General features: G+C 66.1%; 14 protein-coding genes. 9 read left to right on the top strand and 5 right to left on the bottom strand.

All coding sequences use genetic code 11. From position 1 onward, the window contains the following. Nucleotides 1-6: 6 nt before the first annotated feature. Nucleotides 7-432, bottom strand: coding sequence for a response regulator transcription factor (locus E4L96_RS21390; RefSeq protein WP_229414683.1), 426 nt, complete (start codon nt 430-432; stop codon nt 7-9). A 122-nt stretch (nt 433-554) separates the two neighbouring features. Here E4L96_RS21390 and E4L96_RS21385 point away from each other — a divergent pair, with 122 nt between their 5' ends. Beyond that, nucleotides 555-2,471: a SurA N-terminal domain-containing protein gene (locus E4L96_RS21385; protein ID WP_135209245.1), complete on the top strand. Its 1,917-nt coding sequence runs from the start codon at nt 555-557 to the stop codon at nt 2,469-2,471. A 106-nt stretch (nt 2,472-2,577) separates the two neighbouring features. Here E4L96_RS21385 and mnmH read toward each other — a convergent pair whose 3' ends face one another. Continuing rightward, nucleotides 2,578-3,645 (bottom strand): tRNA 2-selenouridine(34) synthase MnmH, encoded by a 1,068-nt coding sequence (gene mnmH, locus E4L96_RS21380; RefSeq protein ID WP_135209244.1) that lies wholly within the window; start codon nt 3,643-3,645, stop codon nt 2,578-2,580. Then, on the bottom strand, nt 3,642-4,277 hold the full coding sequence (locus tag E4L96_RS21375; protein WP_181017632.1) for an arylesterase: 636 nt from the start codon (nt 4,275-4,277) through the stop codon (nt 3,642-3,644). The genes mnmH and E4L96_RS21375 overlap by 4 nt, the downstream gene beginning before the upstream one ends. Here E4L96_RS21375 and E4L96_RS21370 point away from each other — a divergent pair. Beyond that, nucleotides 4,276-5,004 carry an ABC transporter ATP-binding protein gene (locus tag E4L96_RS21370; RefSeq protein ID WP_135209242.1) on the top strand — a complete coding sequence of 243 codons (729 nt, stop codon included), beginning with the start codon at nt 4,276-4,278 and terminating at the stop codon, nt 5,002-5,004. The genes E4L96_RS21375 and E4L96_RS21370 overlap by 2 nt on opposite strands. Here E4L96_RS21370 and E4L96_RS21365 read toward each other — a convergent pair. After that, complete coding sequence (locus tag E4L96_RS21365) at nt 4,976-6,472, bottom strand: NAD(P)H-hydrate dehydratase (RefSeq protein WP_135209241.1); 1,497 nt, start codon at nt 6,470-6,472, stop codon at nt 4,976-4,978. The two genes, E4L96_RS21370 and E4L96_RS21365, sit on opposite strands and share 29 nt — an antisense overlap. 94 nt (nt 6,473-6,566) lie before the next feature. Between E4L96_RS21365 and E4L96_RS21360 the strand changes: the two genes are divergently transcribed. Together E4L96_RS21360 and E4L96_RS21355 are read left to right on the top strand one after the other, a co-directional pair. After that, nucleotides 6,567-10,166: a hydantoinase B/oxoprolinase family protein gene (locus tag E4L96_RS21360; RefSeq protein ID WP_135209240.1), complete on the top strand. Its 3,600-nt coding sequence runs from the start codon at nt 6,567-6,569 to the stop codon at nt 10,164-10,166. 12 nt (nt 10,167-10,178) lie between these two features. Further along, nucleotides 10,179-10,712: a DinB family protein gene (locus E4L96_RS21355; protein ID WP_135209239.1), complete on the top strand. Its 534-nt coding sequence runs from the start codon at nt 10,179-10,181 to the stop codon at nt 10,710-10,712. Nucleotides 10,713-10,957: 245 nt separating this feature from the next. On the opposite strand, the gene E4L96_RS21350 is transcribed toward E4L96_RS21355, so the two are convergent. Then, nucleotides 10,958-12,580 (bottom strand): tetratricopeptide repeat-containing response regulator, encoded by a 1,623-nt coding sequence (locus tag E4L96_RS21350; RefSeq protein WP_135209238.1) that lies wholly within the window; start codon nt 12,578-12,580, stop codon nt 10,958-10,960. 203 nt (nt 12,581-12,783) lie between these two features. On the opposite strand from E4L96_RS21350, the gene purL reads away from it, so the two are divergent. The 5 genes from purL (at nt 12,784) to E4L96_RS21325 (ending at nt 18,958) form a co-directional block, all read left to right on the top strand. Beyond that, nucleotides 12,784-16,797: a phosphoribosylformylglycinamidine synthase gene (gene purL, locus E4L96_RS21345; protein WP_135209237.1), complete on the top strand. Its 4,014-nt coding sequence runs from the start codon at nt 12,784-12,786 to the stop codon at nt 16,795-16,797. Nucleotides 16,798-16,815: 18 nt separating this feature from the next. Beyond that, nucleotides 16,816-17,289 (top strand): RidA family protein, encoded by a 474-nt coding sequence (locus E4L96_RS21340; RefSeq protein WP_135209236.1) that lies wholly within the window; start codon nt 16,816-16,818, stop codon nt 17,287-17,289. 154 nt (nt 17,290-17,443) lie between these two features. Continuing rightward, on the top strand, nt 17,444-17,770 hold the full coding sequence (locus E4L96_RS21335) for an NIPSNAP family protein (RefSeq protein ID WP_135209235.1): 327 nt from the start codon (nt 17,444-17,446) through the stop codon (nt 17,768-17,770). Then, nucleotides 17,767-18,123, top strand: coding sequence for an antibiotic biosynthesis monooxygenase family protein (locus E4L96_RS21330; RefSeq protein ID WP_135209234.1), 357 nt, complete (start codon nt 17,767-17,769; stop codon nt 18,121-18,123). The genes E4L96_RS21335 and E4L96_RS21330 overlap by 4 nt, the downstream gene beginning before the upstream one ends. Before the next feature lie 112 nt (nt 18,124-18,235). Then, a complete protein-coding gene (locus E4L96_RS21325; RefSeq protein WP_135209233.1) occupies nt 18,236-18,958 on the top strand; it encodes a Type 1 glutamine amidotransferase-like domain-containing protein in 723 nt (240 codons plus the stop codon). Nucleotides 18,959-18,974: the final 16 nt, after the last annotated feature.

Genomic DNA, 18,974 nt, shown 5'->3' with positions numbered 1-18,974 from the left:
TCGGGTCTAGCGGGGCCGCACGTGGCGCCGGATGCGGGCCAGCAGCTCGTTGGGCTGGAACGGCTTGGCGATGTAGTCGCTGGCGCCCGCGTCCAGCGCGCGCACAATGTCGGTCTCCATGTTCTTCGCGGTCAGCATGATGATTGGGGTATCGCGCCAGTCTTCATTCCGGCGGATCAGGCCCACTAGCTCGAAGCCATCGACATGGGGCAGCATCACGTCCAGCAGCACCAGCGCGGCCGCGGGCTGGCTGGCAATATGGCTGCGGGCCGTGGCCCCATCGGCGCACAGGGTGGCCTGGTAGCCCTGGCGCTCCAGCATGAACTTGAGGACCTGGGCGATATGTTCGTCGTCTTCCACCACGAGGATGCAGGGGGCGGCGTTGGCGTTGTGGCTCATCGGCTTCGGGTAGGAATTCTGGGGCGTTGACATCTTAACCGAGAGGCGCCGGAAGTGCTGCCCGGCAGGAGGGCAGCCACGGCCTTTGGGGATATGGAATGAGCAATAGGGCCGTGCTATACTCGCCGGTCACTCGCAACCCCCAACATCCACCCATGTTTGAATTTATCCGTACCCACCAGCGCCTGATGCAGATCTTCCTGGCGGTGCTGATCGTGCCGTCCTTCGTCCTGGTCGGTATCAGCAGCTATAAGGGATTCGGCGGCAACTCCGATGCCATCGCGACGGTCGGCGGCCAGCCGGTCACCCAGCAGGAATTCGACAAGGCCCTGCGCGACCAGACCGACCGCCTGCGCCAGACCTACGGCCCGCAGTTCGATCCGAAGATGCTGGAGACGCCGGAAGCGCGCCAGAACATCCTCGATAACCTGATCGCGCAGCGCGCCATCGATGCGGAAATCACCAAGCGCCACCTGACGGTGAGCGATGAGGCCCTGGCCAAGTTCTACCGCGAGAACATCAAGGACGATCTGGGGAACTTCGACGTGGCGCGCTACCAGGCCATCGCCGCCCAGCAGGGCCTGACGACGCAGGGCCTGGACCAGATGGTCCGTCGCCAGCTCCTGAGCCAGCAGTTTGCCGCAGGCGTGGAAGCGACCAGCTTTGCGCCGCGCACCGTGGCCAACCGCCTGGCCGACATCACCCAGCAGGAACGTGAAGCGCAGGAGATGCTGTTCCCGGCCGCGAACTACGTGAGCCAGGTGAAGGTCACCGACGACATGGTCAAGGCCTACTACGACAAGAACGCCGCCTTGTTCCAGGTGCCGGAACAGGCCAAGATCGAATACGTGGTGTTCGACGGCGCGGCCGTGGAAGGCCAGGTGACGGTGAGCGACGCCGAGATCGCGGACTTCTACAACAAGAACATCGCGCGCTTCAAGTCGGGCGAGCAGCGCCGCGCAAGCCATATCCTGATCCTGGTGAAGAAGGACGGCAGCGCCGCCGAGAAGGCCGCCGCCAAGGCCAAGGCCGAAGCCATCCTCGCGGAAGTGAAGAAGAACCCGGCCGATTTCGCCAAGCTGGCCAAGACCAATTCGCAGGACCCGGGTTCGGCGGAGCAGGGCGGTGACCTGGGCGTGGTCGAGAAGGGCGCTTTCGTCAAGCCGGTGGAAGATTCGATCTATGCGCTCAAGCAGGGCGAGATCAGCAACCTGGTGGAGTCGGAGTACGGCTATCACATCATCACGGTCACCGACATCAAGGCGGCCGGCCAGCGCACGCTGGAAGAAGCCAAGCCGGAAATCGCGACGGAGCTGAAGAAGCAGAAGATGTCGAAGAAGTACTCGGAGCTGGCCGAAGCCTTCGGTAACACCGTGTACGAGCAGGCGGACAGCTTGAAGCCGGTGGCGGACAAGCTGAAACTGACCGTGCAGACCGCGGACGGCGTGACCCGCAACCCGAATCCGGCCGCGCAAGGCGCACCGTGGAACAATCCGAAGTTCCTGAAGGCGCTGTTCACCGATGACGTCATCAAGAACAAGCGCAATACGGAAGCAGTGGAAGTGGCACCGAGCACGCTGGTCGCGGGCCGCATCGTCGACTTCAAGCCCGCCACCAAGAAGCCGCTGGCCGAAGTGGCCGACGTGATCCGCCAGCGCGTGACGCAGGAAGAAGCGACCCGCCTGGCCAAGGCCGCGGGTGAAGCCAAGCTGGCCGCCGTCAAGGCCTCCGGCGACGCGACCGGCTTCGGCGAAGCCAAGATCGTCACCCGCACCAAGGAGCCGCCGTTCGTACCGGCTGCTGCGATGGCCGTCATGAAAGCCGATACCAGCAAGCTGCCGGCCTACGTGGGCGTGGAGCTGCCGGGCACCGGCTACGGCGTCTACCGCATCAACAAGGTGCAGCAGCCTGCCGAGCAGGATCCGGCGCGGCGCCAGGGACTGGCCCAGCAGATTGGCGCGGCCATCGGCCAGCAGGAGATGTATGGCTACATCGAGGCCCTGAAGCACAAGGCCAAGACCAAGGTCAATCACGCGCCGGCGACGGCGCAGCAGCAGGGCGCACCGCAGTAATTCCGCCCGCTTCAAAGCATAACGGCTCGCAAATCGCGAGCCGTTGTCGTTTGTAGATCCGGGATCGGCGTGCCGCGCCGCGTCAGACCAGCGGCCTTTCAGGCGATCAGGCCATCAAGCGGCGCGCTGCGCGCTCGAAGTCTGCCTCGCCGATGCCGGTGAGCTCGAGCGGATCCGCCTCGTTGTACTTCACGAAGTTGCGGAAGATGGAGCGCGTGTAGGCCGGGTCGTAATGGTCGCGCAGAAGCTCGTCCACCAGTTCCGGCATCCGCCCGCCATTGGCCAGGTCGTGCCAGGCCTTGATGCGTTCATGCCCGTGCAGCTTGACCAGGCAGTCCAGCTGCGTGTTGAGCACGGCCGGGTTGTCGACGAAATGATGGTAGTCCTCCATCAGCAGCTGGACGCGCTGTTCGCGCGCGAGCTCCAGGGCGATGCAGGGCGATTGGCGCATCGATTCCATGAGCGCATCCGGCACCCGCAGGTTACCCACTTTTTTACTTTCCGATTCCACGAACACCGGGCGCGCAGGATCGAAGGTGCGCAGCTTGTCCCAGACGTGGGTCTCGAACAGTTTTTGCGTCGGCTGCGGCTCGTCCGGCAGGTGGCCCAGCACCGAGCCGCGGTGGGCGGCCAGCTGCTCCAGGTCCAGCACCTGGGCGCCGAGGCGGGCCAGCGTTTGCAGCAGGCGGCTCTTGCCGCTGCCGGTGGTGCCGCACACCACGCGGAACTGGTGCGGCGGGCGCTCCGCCAGCGCGGTATTCACTTCACCGCGGTAGGCCTTGTAGCCGCCTTCCAGCTGCACCACGGGCCAGCCGATCTTGGCGAGGATGATGGCCATCGCGCCACTGCGGCTGCCGCCGCGCCAGCAGTACACCAGCGGGCGCCATTCGCGCGGGTAGCCCTGCATGTGGTGCTCGATGTGGAGGCCGATGTTCTTGGAAACCAGCGCCGCCCCGATCTTCTTGGCCTCGAACGGGTTGACCTGCTTGTAGATGGTACCGACACGGGCCCGTTCTTCGTCATCCAGCACCGGGTAGTTCACGGCGCCGGGCAGGTGGTCCTCCGCGTACTCGGAGGGGCTGCGCGCGTCGATGATGGCGTCGAATTGATCGAGATTGGCGATCGCCTCGGCGGCGGACATCACCTGCGGATACTTGGGGGCGCGTTCGCTCATCGTCCCTGCACCAGTTGTACGAAGGAGGGCCAGATGTTGGCCAGGATGGCCGGATGGGCCTGTGCGGTCGGGTGCATGCGGTCCTGCTGGAACAGGGCCGGCTTGTCGGCCACGCCTTCCAGCATGAAGGGGACCAGCGGGACCTTGAGCTCCTTGGCCAGCTTGCCGTACATGCCGGTGAAGCGCTGGGTGTAGTCGCGGCCATAGTTGGGTGGGATCTGCATGCCGACCAGCAGGACGCGCGCCTTGTTTTGCTGCGCCAGCTCGATCATCGCGCGCAGGTTGGCCTCGGCCGCGGGCACCGGCAGGCCCCGCAAGCCGTCGTTGGCACCGAGTTCGATCACCAACGCGTCCGGACGGTACTGCTTGACCAGGGCCGCGAGGCGCGCCCGGCCACCGCTGGTGGTTTCGCCGCTGATGCTGGCGTTGACGATGGTGGCGTCCACCTTTTCCGCCTTCAGCTTCTGCTCCGCCAGCGCAACCCAGCCGGTTCCCCGCGCCAGGCCGTATTCAGCCGACAGGCTGTCGCCCAACACAAGGACGGTTTTTGGGGCAGAATAGGCGGTCGCCGGCGCGGCGGCGCCCAGCAGCAGCAGGCCGGTGGCGGCCCATCTTTTGAACTGATCAAGCATGCGTGACATCGAAGAAGCTTCCAGAAAAGTAGCGGCAGGCGGGCCGGCGCCCCAATCGGCATCGGCAGCGGCCATCGAGGTGGTGAACCTCTCGAAGACGGTGACCGATGCGAGTGGTGAACTCACCATCCTGCATCATGTGGATTTTACCGTGCAAGCGGCTGAGACGCTCGCCATTGTCGGGGCCTCGGGGTCGGGCAAGTCCACCCTTCTTGGCCTGCTGGCGGGGCTGGACACGCCATCCACCGGCCAGGTGCTCATCCACGGGACCGACATCTTTGCCCTCGACGAGGACGGCCGGGCCGCCCTGCGCAAGAAAGAACTTGGGTTCGTGTTCCAGTCTTTTCAACTGCTGGCGCACCTGAACGCGCTGGAAAATGTGATGCTGCCGCTGGAATTGCGCGGCGATCCGCAGGCCAGGGAGAAAGCGGCGGCGATGCTGGACCGGGTCGGCCTGTCCACCCGCCTGCGGCATTATCCGAAGTATCTATCGGGCGGCGAGCAGCAGCGCGTGGCGCTGGCCCGCGCCTTCGTGACCGAACCGCCGCTGCTGTTTGCGGACGAGCCGACCGGTAGCCTCGACGCGGCCACCGGCGAGGCGATCATCCAGCTGATGTTTGAATTGAACCGCGAGCGCGGATCCACCCTGGTCCTGGTGACCCACGACCCCTCGATTGCGGCGCGCTGCGGCCGCACCATCACGATCGCCGCCGGGCGTATCGTCTGACCAGTTCATTCAGCACCGCGCGCGCGGCCAGTGGCAGTTCCCCCGCCGTGAGGCCGATCGGGCCGATGCCGCGGCGGACCAGCCGGTCCGCAGCAGCGCCATGCAGCCATACACCGCCCAGCGCCGCTTCCCACAGCGGCCAGCCCTGCGCGAGCAGGGACCCGCAGATCCCCGCCAGGACGTCGCCGGTGCCCGCGGTGGCGAGGCCGGGATTGCCAGTGCTGTTGACCGCCACCTGATCGCCATGCGCGATCACGGTGCCCGAGCCCTTGAGCACCGCGACCGCGTTGAAGCGCGCCGCCAGCTCGTGGGCGGCGGCCAGGCGGTCGGCCTGCACGATGGGGACCGTCATGCCGAGCAGGCGGGCGGCTTCCAGCGGATGCGGCGTCAGGATCGCGTTGCCGCGCTGGGTGAGGCGCTGCTGCAGGTCCGGGCTGTTGGCGATGAGATTGAGGGCGTCGGCGTCGATGACCAGCGGGCTGGCGGATTCGAAGGCGCGCAACAGGTCGCGCACGGCGTCGGGCGAATGGCCCATGCCGGGGCCGAGGACCAGTGTGGCGGTGCCGAAGTCGAAACCGCCGGCGAGGCGGCACATCACTTCCGGCTGGGTGCTGTCGTAGGCGGGGCCGGGATCGACGAAGGCGGCGAACACGCGGCCAGCGCCGGTGAACAGGGCCGCGCGGGCGCCCAGCATCGGCGCGCCGGTCATGCCATGCGCGCCGCCGACGATGGCCACGTTCCCGAAGGTGCCCTTGTTGGCGTTCTGGCCGCGCGCGCGCAGGCAGTGCGCGAACAGGTCCGGGGTGCTCAGCAGGGCGGTGGCGGGTGGGAACTGGTCCTGAGATATGTCCAGGCCCACGACGGCGACCTGGCCCGCATACTCGCGGCCCTCGTTGGTGTGCAGGCCGGGCTTGTCGCCGATGAAGGTGATGGTGTGCGAGGCGCGGACCGCGATGCCGTCCGGGCCGACCACGGCGCCGGTGTCGGCATCCAGGCCGCTCGGCAGGTCGAGGGCGAGGACCGGACAGCCATATTCGTTGATAGTGTCAACCAATTCGCGCCCACGGCCCTCGAGAGGCCGTGTCAGGCCGATGCCGAACAGGCCATCGATGACGAGGTCCGGCTCCGCGCTGGGCAGCGCGTCCGTGAAGGTGGCGCTGGAGGCACCGGCGCGTTCGATGGCGCGCGCGGTCTCGAAGGAAGGCTGGGCGCCGTCCCCGCGCAGGTGAATGACTGTGACCTGTTCGCGTGCGGCCAGGTGGGCCGCCACTTCCAGTGCGTCGCCACCGTTGTTTCCGGGCCCGGCGAGCACCAGTACGGCGCGGCCGGTGCCGGGACCCAGCAGGTCCGCCGCGTGGTCCGCTGCGGCGCGGCCCGCTCGGTCCATCAAGATGCCCGGCTCCAGGCCCGCGGCTGCGGTCCGCTCGATGCCCCTGATCTGCGCGACGCTGAACAACGGATGCTGCATCTGGTCTCCCTTCGCTGAAGATGCTATTTTCGCCAAAAACGGCCGCCAGTGCGACTACAATATGCGCCCACTCACGTAGCTCACGAGGCTTGGCATGGATTGGCAATTCTGGATCGACCGCGGCGGCACCTTCACCGACATCGTGGCGCGCACGCCCGAGGGGCGCATCGTCACGCACAAGCTGCTGTCGGAGAATCCGGAGCAGTACCGGGATGCGGCGGTGGCGGGGATCCGGCATCTGCTGCAGCTGGCTGAGGACGTGGCGGTACCGCCGGGGACCATCGGCGCGGTCAAGATGGGGACCACGGTGGCCACCAATGCGCTGCTTGAGCGGAAGGGCGAGCCGACTGTCTTGGCCATCACGCGCGGCTTCCGCGATGCGCTGCGGATCGCGTACCAGAACCGTCCGCGCCTGTTTGACCGCCATATCGTGCTGCCCGAGCTGCTGTACGGAGAGGTCGTCGAGATCGATGAGCGCATGGGCGCGCATGGGGATGTGGTGCTGCCGCTGGATGATGGCGCGGCGCGCGTTGCGTTGCAGGCGGCATTCGACAAGGGATATCGCTCGCTGGCGATCGTCTTCATGCACGGCTACCGCTACACGGCACATGAGGAAGCGGTGCTGCACATCGCGCGCGAGATCGGCTTCACGCAGATCTCGGCCTCGCATCGCGTGAGTCCGATGATGAAGCTCGTGGCGCGTGGCGATACGACGGTGGTCGATGCTTACCTCTCGCCGATCCTGCGGCGCTACGTGGACCAGGTGGCGAGCCAGCTGCCGGAGACGAATCTGCAGTTCATGCAGTCGAGCGGTGGCCTGACCAATGCGCATACGTTCCAGGGCAAGGACAGCATCCTGTCCGGTCCTGCGGGCGGCATCGTGGGCATGGTGCGCGCGAGCCAGATCGCGGGCTTCGACAAGGTGATTGGCTTCGACATGGGCGGCACGTCGACGGACGTGTCGCACTTTGCCGGTGAGTTCGAGCGTGTGTTCGAGACCCAGGTGGCCGGGGTGCGCATGCGCGCGCCGATGATGAGCATTCATACGGTGGCGGCGGGCGGCGGGTCGATCCTGCACTTCGATGGCGCGCGTTATCGCGTGGGGCCGGACAGCGCGGGAGCGAATCCGGGACCGGCGAGCTATCGGCGCGGTGGGCCGCTGGCGGTCACGGACTGCAATGTCATGCTGGGAAAGATCCAGCCGGCGCATTTCCCGGCGCTGTTTGGGCCGAATGCGGACCAGCCGCTGGATGCGGATGTGGTGCGCGAACGCTTCGCGGCGATGGCCCGCGACATCGGCGCCGCCACCGGCAGCACGCCATCGGCCGAGGCGGTGGCAGAAGGCTTTATTCGCATCGCGGTGGGGAATATGGCCAATGCGATCAAGCAGATCTCCGTGCAGCGCGGGCATGACGTGACCGAGTATGTGCTGACCAGTTTTGGTGGCGCAGGCGGTCAGCATGCCTGCCTGGTGGCCGACGCGCTGGGCATGAAGACGGTCTTCATCCATTCGCTGGCCGGTGTGCTGTCGGCGTATGGTATGGGACTCGCGGACCAGACGGCGATGCGCGAGAGTTCGGTGGAGGCGCGGCTGGACGCGATGGCGCAGGATGATTTGCGTGCGTGGCTCGCGGTGTTGGCTTCGGATGCGGTGGCGGACTTGGAGCGGCAAGGCGTCGCACAGGAGCGCATCAGCATCGTGCAGCGGGTGCACCTGCGCTACGAGGGCACCGATTCGGCCATCGTGGTGCTGCTGGGCGAGCGCGCGGACATGCAGGCGCAGTTTGAGGCAGCTTATCGCAAGCGCTTCTCCTTCCTCATGCCGCACAAGGCGCTGGTGGTGGAGGCGATTTCCGTGGAGGCCATCGGCGCGTCCGATGCGCCGGGCGAGCCAGTGTTCGACGAGGATGCCGCTGCGGGCGAGGTAGCTGCTGACCAGCAGGTCCACATGTACGCCGAGGGCACATGGCATGAGACGTCGCTGTTCCGGCGCGAGTCGCTGCGGATTGGTACGCGTGTGAACGGCCCGGCCATCATCGCGGAGGCCAGCGCCACCACCATCGTGGAGCCGGGCTGGCAGGCGGAGGTCACGCGGCACAATCACTTGGTGCTGCGGCGGGTGCAGGCGCTGCCCGAGCGGCACGCCATCGGCACCAGCGCGGACCCGGTGATGCTGGAGATCTTCAACAACCTATTCATGTCGATCGCAGAGCAAATGGGGCTGCGGCTGCAGAACACCGCGTACTCGGTCAACATCAAGGAGCGGCTGGACTTCTCGTGCGCGATCTTCGACGCCGAGGGCAATCTGATCGCCAATGCACCGCATATGCCCGTGCATCTTGGGTCGATGGGCGAGAGCATCAAGACGGTCATGCAGCGCAATGCGGGCGCGATGCGGCCGGGCGATGTCTTCATGCTGAACGACCCGTACAACGGCGGCACGCACCTGCCGGATGTCACTGTCATCACGCCTGTGTTCGATGAGGCGGACGAACGGATCCTGTTCTACGTGGGCTCGCGCGGGCACCACGCGGACATTGGCGGGACCACGCCGGGGTCGATGCCGCCGGATTCGGTCAGCATCGAGGAAGAGGGCGTGTTGATCGATAACTTCAAGCTGGTGGATGGCGCGACGGGGCTGCTGCGCGAAGCCGAGACACGCGCGCTGCTGGCGGGCGCACGGCATCCGGCGCGCAATCCGGACCAGAACCTGGCGGACTTCCGCGCGCAGGTGGCGGCCAACCAGAAGGGCGTGGAAGAGCTGCGCAAGATGGTGGCGCACTTCGGGCTCAATGTGGTGCAAGCCTACATGGGGCATGTGCAGGACAACGCCGAGGAAGCGGTGCGGCGCGTGATCACTGCGCTGCACGATGGGAGGTATCGCTATGAGCTCGATAATGGTGCGGTGATCAATGTGGCGATCCGCGTGAACCGGGATGAGCGGAGCGCGGAGATCGATTTCACGGGGACATCGGAGCAGCTGCCGAACAACTTCAATGCGCCGTCGGCGGTGTGCATGGCCGCGGTGCTGTATGTGTTCCGCACGCTGGTAGATGACGAGATTCCGCTGAATGCCGGCTGTCTCAAGCCGCTCAAGGTGATCATTCCGGCTGGGTCGATGCTCAATCCGCGCTATCCGGCTTCCGTAGTGTCCGGGAATGTTGAGACATCGACCTGCATCACCAACGCGCTGTATGGCGCGCTGGGCGTGATGGCGGCGGCGCAGGGGACGATGAACAATTTCACTTTCGGGAATGCGCGCTACCAGTATTACGAGACGGTGAGCGGCGGCTCGGGGGCGGGCGAGGGTTTCAGTGGGACGTCGGTCGTGCAGACCAACATGACCAACTCACGGTTGACCGATCCCGAAGTGCTGGAGTTTCGCTTCCCGGTGCGACTGGAGAGCTACGCGATCCGCGCCGGTTCCGGTGGCGAAGGTCAGTGGCGTGGTGGCGATGGTGGAGTGCGGCGCGTACGCTTCCTGGAGCCGATGACGGCCGCGATCCTGTCGAACAACCGCGTGCATGCGCCGTTCGGAATGGCGGGCGGCGCGCCGGGCGCAAAGGGCATCAACCGCGTTGAGCGCGCGGATGGCAGCAGCGAGGTGCTGCCCCACATCGCCAAGGTCGAGATGCAGCCGGGAGATGTCTTCGTGATCGAGACGCCGGGTGGCGGCGGGTACGGACAGCGTTGAAGAGGAGCTGACATGCCGACGCGTGACGATATCGCTTTGCTGGCGGCGTACAACGCCAGCATGAACCGCAAGGTCTACGCCGCAGCGGCCACGCTGCCGCACGACGTGCTGGCTGAGGACCGGGGTGCCTTCTTTGGCTCGGTGCTCGGTACGCTGAATCACATTCTTTGTGGGGACACGATCTGGCTGCGCCGATTCGCGGCGCATCCGGCCAGCTTTGCATCGCTGCGCGAGATCGCGTCCATCCCTGCGCCGAGTGGCCTGCGGCACAGCTATGGCGACGATCTTCAAACGCTCCTGGCTTTGCGTTTGCACCTGGACGCCATCATTACCGCGCTGGCGGCCGATGTATCGAACGAGGACTTGCAGCAGCCGCTGTCCTACACGAACTACCAGGGCGTCCAGCGCAAGAACTTCGGCTCGCTGCTGCTCCACTTTTTCAACCACCAAACCCACCACCGCGGCCAGGCCAGCACGCTGCTCACGCAGGCCGGCGCCGACATCGGCGTCACCGACCTTCTCGAACTGATCCCCACTGCGCGTTGATTTGTACTACCCAAATCGGGGACGTACCCCGCTCCCAAAGCAGGGACGTACCCCGGATTAGCGCTGTTGGAAATGGCCGAACAAATAAGTTGCAGGACCGAGGCACATAATCAATTCCGACGGTGAATCAAAGGCTTAGACACCGCCACATAATCCAGGGGATTTGCCGGGAAAGGGGACGTACCCCGCTCTGGGAGAGGGGTACGTCCCCGGCGTTGCGGGTGAAAAAAAATGGTGGCGCGGCGTCAGGTGGCGATACCGTATTTGCGCTTGGCGGCGTTGAACGAGTCGGACAGCTTCGTGTATTCCGAGCTGGCTCCGTCGGTGGCGCGGAGTTTGTCGAGCTGCTGGGTCGAGACTTCGGCGAGGGCGTGGTCCCATCCGAGTTCGTCGATCTGGCGGACGATGGCCTGTACGGCGGCGGCCATGACCTGGGTGTTGCCGGGGGCCTTGCGCAGAGCTTCGGTGAGCGTCTGCACGGCGCCTTTGACATCGCCCATCTTCGACTTTTCTGCGGCGACGTTGAGCAGCTGGGCGACCTGGCGCTTGAGTTGAGAGGTCATGGTCTCAGCCAGCTCCGGGCGGCCGGCCTTGACGAATACATTCATCGCCTGCGCTGTGGTCACGCCGTCGTCGTTCAGCGCTTCCAGCATGACCTGCTCGGCCTCGTTATCGAGCTTGTGATCGAGGCACGTGCGCGCCAGGTTGATTTTGAAGCCGGAAGACAGGTTCTGCGCGAGCTTCATCGCGGAGATGGCGTTGGTGAGCTCCGCCACGGCGCCTTCGGAATTCCCCGCAGCTTCGTGAACCAGCGCCATCGAGATGGCCTTACACGCATCGACGTTGGTGTTCCCGCGCAGGGACTTTTCCAGGTCGCGGATGACGGCGGTGGCGCCATTCGTGTCGCCCTTCTTGACCAAAGCGCGGGTGAGGTTGACGTGATCCTCTGGGTCGCGGAATTCTGAGTAGCGGGCCTTGGCCACCACCTGCTTGAACGACTTTTCGGCCGCGGCGACGTCACCCGCCTCCATGGCGACCGCACCCAAGTGGCGCAGGCGGCGGATCATGTGCGGCGAGATGCTGACCGCGTCCTCCAGCACCATCTGCGCCGCTTCCGGGTCGCCCGCCGTTTCGTGGCAGCGCGCGAGCAGGTCGTAGGCGGCCATCAGGCGCGGGTTGTCGGCGATGAGGCGCGACAGCAGCTGGCGCGCCTCATCGTGCCGCTCCTGTGCGAACAGCGTGCGCGCCAGCCCAAGCTGGGCCCAGCCCAGCGGACGCACTTCGATGATGCCTTCGTAGACCTTTTCGGCCTCGCGCAGCTCGCCCAGGCTCACGTGCAGCTCCGCGCGCAGGCGGGCGAATTCGATGGCGTAGCGCGGCGTGCTGACCTCCGCCGCGGCGCAGGCGCGGATCGCGGCGCGCACGTTCCCCTGGCCGATCAGTTGATAGACCGGCAGGAAGGCGCTGCGGCGGTCGATGGCGCGGGTGATGCGCTGGCTGAGGATGTCGACGGCGAACGGCTTGAGAATGTAGTCGGTGGGCGTGAGCTCGGCGGCTGACACCACCTTGCTGTACACCGCCTCGGACGTGATCATGATGAAAATGGTCCACAGCCCGATGATGCGGTGGTGGCGCAGGTCTTCCAGCAGTTGCTGTCCATCCTGGCCGTCTTCCGTGCCGCTGCCCAGGTCATACTCGCAGAGGATGATGTCGTATGACCGTTTCATCAACTGCTTGATGGCGGTGCCCGAGCTGACCGCGAACTCGATTTTCGTGATGTTCAGCTGGTTCAGCATGTTCTGGAGGCTCCCGCGCAGGGCGGGGCTGGGATCGATCACCAGAACGGACAGCTTGCTGTTGTCTTGCATGGAAGGCCCTTGAGTCTCTTTCGTCATCGGTAACGGCACGCCGGGGCCATTCCTGAAGGGCTACGATACGACATGTCACCCGCGTCGGCAACCGGTAGTGGCGGCGACGGGGCAGGGGCGACGCGGTATAATAGCAAGCTCACATCGCTTGTTAGCTTGACCATTAACCCCGCGGCCACAAGCTGCCCTTCCAGCTCTTGACCATGTTGATCCTGCCGGGCTCCAACGCCCTGTCCGCATTTCGCCAGCAGCGCCTTCTCTCGCAACTGCAAGCCGCCGCTCCCGCCATCACCAACGTCTACGCCCGCTTCATCCACTTCATCGATTCTTCCGCCCCGCTGTCCACCGCCGATACCGAGCGCCTGGCCGGGATGCTGACCTACGGCGAGCCGTTCGCGGCGCAGCCGGGCGAGCATGTGGAAGAGTTCTTTGTCATCCCGCGCCTTGGCACGATCTCGCCGTGGGCCTCCAAGGCCACCGACATCGCCCACAATTGCGGCATGCAGCACATCCACCGCATCGAGCGGGGCGTGGCCTACATGGTGGAGCTGAAGGCGGGCTTCCTCGGCCTCGGCGGCACCAAGAAGCTGGACGAGACGCAGACCATGGCCGTGGCAGCGCTGCTGCACGACCGGATGACCGAGTCGGTGCTGCGCCATGCGGACGACGCGAAAAACCTGTTCACGGAACTGGAAGCGCGCCCGCTGGAGTCGATCGACGTGCTGAAGAACGGCCGCGCCGCGTTGGAGAAAGCCAACGTTGAACTGGGCCTGGCCATGTCGGACGACGAAATCGTCTACCTGCACGAGGCTTTCACGAAGGCCCAGCGCAATCCGACCGACGTGGAGCTGATGATGTTCGCGCAGGCGAACTCGGAGCACTGCCGCCACAAGATCTTCAACGCGGACTGGATCATCGACGGCGTGAAGCAGGAGAAGTCGCTGTTCCAGATGATCAAGAATACGCACCAGCTGGCGCCGCGCGGCACCGTGGTGGCGTACTCCGACAACTCGTCGATCATCGAGGGCGCCACCGTCACGCGCTTCTATCCGCGCGGCGCAGGGCACGAATATGCGTGCGAGCAGGAGCTCACCCACATTCTGATGAAGGTCGAGACCCATAACCACCCGACCGCGATCTCGCCGTTCCCGGGCGCCTCCACCGGCGCGGGCGGCGAAATCCGCGACGAGGGCGCGACTGGCCGCGGTGCCAAGCCGAAGGCGGGCCTCACCGGCTTCACGGTCTCCAACCTGCTGCTGCCGGATGCGGTGCGGCCGTGGGAGAACGCGGCCTCGGTGACGTCCCCGTTCCCGCAACGGAGCGCGGACGCGGGCGCATATGGCAAGCCGGAACGCATCGCGTCCCCGCTGCAGATCATGACCGAAGGCCCGATCGGCGGCGCGGCCTTCTCGAACGAATTCGGGCGTCCGGTCCTGGGCGGCTACTTCCGCACCTACGAACAGAACGTGGGCCACGCGGTGTTCGGCTACCACAAGCCGATCATGATCGCGGGCGGTATCGGCAACATCTCGGCCCAGCACACGCACAAGGACGAGATCCCGGTCGGCTCGTTGCTGATCCAGCTGGGTGGCCCGGGCATGCGCATCGGGATGGGCGGCAGCGCCGCATCCTCGATGGCGACCGGCACCAACACGGCGGACCTGGACTTTGACTCGGTCCAGCGCGGGAACCCGGAGATGGAGCGGCGCGCGCAGGAAGTCATCAACGGCTGCTGGGCACTCGGTGCAGCCAATCCGATCATCTCGATCCACGACGTGGGCGCGGGCGGCCTGTCCAACGCCTTCCCGGAGATCGTCAACGATGCCAAGCGTGGCGCGGTGTTCGACCTGCGCAAGGTGCCGCTGGAGGAATCCGGCATGGCGCCCAAGGAGATCTGGTCCAACGAGTCGCAGGAGCGCTATGTGCTGGCGATTGCGCCGGATGACCTGGCGACCTTCGCTGCGCTGTGCGAGCGTGAGCGCTGCCCATTCGCGGTGGTCGGCACGGCGACCGAAGAACGCCAGCTCAAGGTGATCGACCCGCAGATGAACAACTCGCCGGTCGACATGCCGATGGACGTCCTGCTCGGCAAACCGCCCAAGATGCTGCGCGACGTGGAGCACGTGGCCCATGACTTTCCGCCGGTGGACCTGACTGGCCTGGAGCTGGCCGACGTGGCGCAGAAAGTGCTGCTGCTGCCGACCGTGGGCGACAAATCCTTCTTGATCACCATCGGCGACCGTTCGGTGGGCGCGATGACGGTGCGCGACCAGATGGTGGGCCCGTGGCAGGTGCCGGTGGCCGATTGCGCCGTCACTGCGATGAGCTACGAAGGCTACGCCGGCGAGGCGATGGCGATGGGCGAGCGCACCCCGGCGGCGGTGATCAATGCCGCGGCGTCGGGCCGCATGGCCGTGGGCGAGGCGATCACCAACATCGCGGCTGCGCCGATCAAGGACATCTCCGACATCAAGCTCTCCGCCAACTGGATGGCTGCCTGCGGCCAGCCGGGGCAGGATGCGGCGCTGTTCGACACCGTGAAGGCCGTGGGCATGGAGCTGTGCCCGGCACTGGGCGTCTCCATTCCGGTCGGGAAGGATTCGCTGTCGATGCGCACCACATGGAGCGATAACGGCGAAGCCAAGGCGGTGATCTCGCCGGTGTCGCTGATCGTGTCCTCGTTCGCGCCGGTGTACGACGTGCGCAAGTCGCTCACGCCGCAGCTGCGCACGGACCTGGGCGAGACGGTGCTGATCGCGATTGACCTGGGCCGCGGCAAGAACCGCATGGGTGCATCGGCGCTGGCGCAAGTCACGCAGCAGCTGGGCCACGAGGTGCCGGATGTGGACTCGGCGGAGGACCTGAAAGCCTTCTTCAACGCGATCCAGCAAGCGAACGACAAGCTGCTCGCCTACCACGACCGCTCGGACGGCGGCTTCTTTGCCACCCTGTGCGAGATGGCCTTCGCGGGCCGCACGGGCGTGACCGTGAACCTGGACATCCTGGCGCACGAATCCGAGCACGCCGCCGACTGGGGCGATGCGAAGAACTGGACCGGTCAGGTGGCCGAGCGCCGCAACGAACTGACGCTGCGCGCGCTGTTCAGCGAGGAGCTGGGCGCCATCGTGCAGGTGCGCGACGCGGACAAGCGCGCGGTGATGGACCTGCTGCGTGCCCACAATCTGGGCGCGTGCTCGCACATCATCGGCAAGCTGAATGACCGCGGCGCGATCGAATTCACACGCGATGCGAAGGTAATCTACAGCGAGCAGCGCAGCGCCCTGCACCGCCTGTGGAGCGAAACCAGCTGGCGCATCGCGCGCCTGCGTGACAATCCGGCCTGCGCGGACATGGAATACGACCGCCTGCTGGACGAAGAAGATCCGGGCTTCCAGCCGAAGCTCACCTTCGATCCGCAGGAGGACATCGCGGCGCCGTTCATCGCGGCCGGTGCGCGGCCGCGGGTGGCGATCCTGCGCGAGCAGGGCGTCAACTCGCACGTGGAAACGGCGTGGGTGATGAACCAGTCGGGCTTCGCGGCCATCGACGTGCACATGAGCGACCTGATTGCGGGCCGCGCGAAGCTGGATGATTTCAAGGGCCTGATCGCGGTCGGCGGCTTCTCGTACGGCGACGTGCTGGGCGCGGGCGAGGGCTGGGCCAAGACCATCCTGTATCACCCGGAGCTGGCGGCGCAGTTTGCGCAGTTCTTCCAGCGCGGCGATACCTTCGGCCTCGGGATCTGCAACGGCTGCCAGATGATGAGCAACCTGAAGTCGATCATCCCGGGTGCGCAGGCGTGGCCCAAGTTCACGCGCAACAAGTCGGAGCAGTTCGAGGCGCGTTTCGGCATGGTCGAGATCCTCGATTCGCCGTCGATCTTCTTCGACGGGATGGCTGGGACGATGGCGCCGCTGGCCATTGCGCATGGCGAGGGCTTTGCGGACTTCTCGCAGACTGGCGATATCGGCCAGGCCATCAAGGCGATGCGCTTCATCGACAACCGCGGTAACGCGACCGAGCAGTATCCGTTCAACCCGAACGGTTCGCCGGGCGGTCTGACGTCGGTGACGACGCCGGACGGCCGCTTCACGGTCCTGATGCCGCATGCGGAGCGCGTGTTCCGCACCGCGATCAACTCGTGGGCGCCGGACAGCTGGGGTGAATACGCGCCGTGGATGCGGATGTTCCGCAATGCGCGCAAGTTCGTCGGTTAAGACTTGAAGGAGAGTGCGATGCTGCGTTCCGTGGTGATGCTGGCAGTGCTGGGCCTCGCGGCGCACTCGGCGCAGGCCGAAGCCATCCGCAAGGCGAACCCGCCGTCGGTGCCCAAGCCGGTGGCGGCCTACAGCCATGTGGCCGTGGTGCCGCCGGGGACGCGGCTGCTCTACCTCGCAGGTCAGGTGGGAAACCGGGCGGATGGCACGGTTCCGGCGACCATCGAGGAGCAGGCGGTGCAGGCGCTGGAGAACATCCGGCTGATCCTCGCCGCCGAGGGCGCGGGGCCGGAAGATATCGTGAAGCTGACCTTTTACGCGGCTGCCAAGCCGACGGACATGGCGAAGATCGGCGCCAAGCGCGCGCAGATGCTGGGCAAGTCGCCGCCGCCGCCCAGCACCTGGGTGTATGTGAGCGGACTGGCGAGCCCGCAGTACCTGATCGAGGTCGAGGCCATCGCCGCGGTGCCGGACAAGGCGCCGACGCGATAAGGCACGGCCGGGCTGCGCCGGGCAGGCGTGGCGCCGCTGGCGCCTGTTACGCGCCCCGCGGGGCTCCGGCCCAGAGTACGGCCCGCGCCGTACCTTCCCGCTGCAGGCCGGGCCTATGATGGTGGCATCCCATCACCACTCACAGGACCTGGCCATGATCACCTGCTTCATCCGCTACGAACTCGATCCCTTCCAGCGTGACGCCTTCCGCGCCTACGCCGAGAACTGGGGCCGCATCATCCCGCGCTGCGGCGGGAACCTGATTGGCTACTTCCTGCCCAGCGAGGGCACCAACTACGAAGCCTGGGGCCTGATCGGCTTTGACTCGCTGGCGGCCTACGAGGCTTATCGCAAGCGTCTGATGACCGACCCCGAAGGCCGCGCCAATTTCGAGATGGCGCAGCAGAAGCGCTTCATCCTGCGCGAGGAGCGCACCTTCACCGAAGTGGTGGAGGGGACCTTGCAGAGGACTGCGCAATGATCGCCGTGATCTTCGAGGTGCTGCCGGACGAGGAGCGGCGGCAGGAATACTTCGACCGCGCGGCGGCCCTCAATGCGCTGCTGCAGACCATCGACGGCTTCATTTCCATCGAACGGTTTCAGAGTCTGGCCACGCCAGGCAAGGTGCTGTCGCTGTCGTTCTGGCGTGACGAGGAGGCGGTGCGCGCCTGGCGCAACCTGCCGGAGCACCGCGCGGCGCAAGAGGCGGGGCGGGGCGGCGTGTTCGCGGACTACCGCTTGCGAGTGGCGCAGGTGATCCGGGACTACGGCATGACGGAGCGGGCCGGCGTGCCGGCCGATTCGGCCGCGCACCACGGCAAGGCGGACTCCTAGACACGCGTATCTGCCTGGGGCGAGCAGCGGAGCCACACGTCAGCCCAAGCGTTCGTTGTACACTTGGATGCCCGCGCGGCCGGGCCCAGCGACGACCTCACAGGAATGGCCAATGAAACTGCTCCTCACCTCGGGTGGCATCAGTAACCCCAGCATCCGCAGCGCCCTGGAGGGCCTGCTCGGCAAGCCGATCGAGGAAGCGAAGGCCCTGTTCATTCCTACGGCGATCTACGGCATTCGCGGCGGTCCGCAGCTCTGCCGCGAGGTGGTGCGGGGCACGCTCGGCGACCCGTTCTGCGAGGCGGGCTGGAAATCGCTTGGCCTGCTGGAGCTGACGGCACTGCCAAGCATTGCGCGCGACCTCTGGGTGCCCATGCTGGTGGAGACGGATGCGCTGCTGGTGGGCGGCGGCGACTGCCAATACCTCACCTACTGGATGCAGGCGTCCGGCCTGGCCGCGCTGCTGCCGCAGGTACTGGAGAAGACCGTCTACGTGGGCCTCAGCGCGGGCAGCATGATCATGACGCGCTACGGCACGACCTACGGCCATCACACGCTGCCCGCGGACACGCCCAAGTGCCTCGGGTGGCTGGATTTCGCGCTGCATCCGCATCTGGATTGCCCCGGCATGGCCGACAATGCGCTGGCCTGCGTGGAGACGCTGGCAGAAAAGCTGCCGATGGTGTCGTACGCGCTCGATGACGCCAGCGCCATCCAGGTGGTGGATGGCGATGTTTCGGTGATCTCGGAAGGGACGTGGCGCCGCTTTGACCCCGGCGGCGAGCGGTCACGCCCGTTCAGCGCGCGCGGCGCTGGCGCAGCTGGCGGCGAATGAGGAAGTAGCCGGCGTG

This window comes from Zemynaea arenosa, from assembly GCF_004614185.1.
GTDB classification, from domain to species: domain Bacteria; phylum Pseudomonadota; class Gammaproteobacteria; order Burkholderiales; family Burkholderiaceae_D; genus Telluria; species Telluria arenosa.
The sequence above is the reverse complement of the archived record's forward strand: the minus strand, read 5'-3'. Positions and strand labels throughout refer to the sequence as shown.

What these genes read in the sequence shown, in the direction of transcription:
- E4L96_RS21335 (WP_135209235.1), top strand. Translation starts at nt 17,444, where the DNA reads ATGATCACCTGCTTCATCCGCTACGAACTCGATCCCTTCCAGCGTGAC.
- E4L96_RS21340 (WP_135209236.1), top strand. Translation starts at nt 16,816, where the DNA reads ATGCTGCGTTCCGTGGTGATGCTGGCAGTGCTGGGCCTCGCGGCGCAC.
- E4L96_RS21375 (WP_181017632.1), bottom strand. Translation starts at nt 4,277, where the DNA reads ATGCTTGATCAGTTCAAAAGATGGGCCGCCACCGGCCTGCTGCTGCTG.
- E4L96_RS21330 (WP_135209234.1), top strand. Translation starts at nt 17,767, where the DNA reads ATGATCGCCGTGATCTTCGAGGTGCTGCCGGACGAGGAGCGGCGGCAG.
- E4L96_RS21350 (WP_135209238.1), bottom strand. Translation starts at nt 12,580, where the DNA reads ATGCAAGACAACAGCAAGCTGTCCGTTCTGGTGATCGATCCCAGCCCC.
- E4L96_RS21385 (WP_135209245.1), top strand. Translation starts at nt 555, where the DNA reads ATGTTTGAATTTATCCGTACCCACCAGCGCCTGATGCAGATCTTCCTG.
- E4L96_RS21355 (WP_135209239.1), top strand. Translation starts at nt 10,179, where the DNA reads ATGCCGACGCGTGACGATATCGCTTTGCTGGCGGCGTACAACGCCAGC.
- E4L96_RS21365 (WP_135209241.1), bottom strand. Translation starts at nt 6,472, where the DNA reads ATGCAGCATCCGTTGTTCAGCGTCGCGCAGATCAGGGGCATCGAGCGG.
- E4L96_RS21390 (WP_229414683.1), bottom strand. Translation starts at nt 432, where the DNA reads ATGTCAACGCCCCAGAATTCCTACCCGAAGCCGATGAGCCACAACGCC.
- purL (WP_135209237.1), top strand. Translation starts at nt 12,784, where the DNA reads ATGTTGATCCTGCCGGGCTCCAACGCCCTGTCCGCATTTCGCCAGCAG.
- E4L96_RS21325 (WP_135209233.1), top strand. Translation starts at nt 18,236, where the DNA reads ATGAAACTGCTCCTCACCTCGGGTGGCATCAGTAACCCCAGCATCCGC.
- E4L96_RS21360 (WP_135209240.1), top strand. Translation starts at nt 6,567, where the DNA reads ATGGATTGGCAATTCTGGATCGACCGCGGCGGCACCTTCACCGACATC.
- E4L96_RS21370 (WP_135209242.1), top strand. Translation starts at nt 4,276, where the DNA reads ATGCGTGACATCGAAGAAGCTTCCAGAAAAGTAGCGGCAGGCGGGCCG.
- mnmH (WP_135209244.1), bottom strand. Translation starts at nt 3,645, where the DNA reads ATGAGCGAACGCGCCCCCAAGTATCCGCAGGTGATGTCCGCCGCCGAG.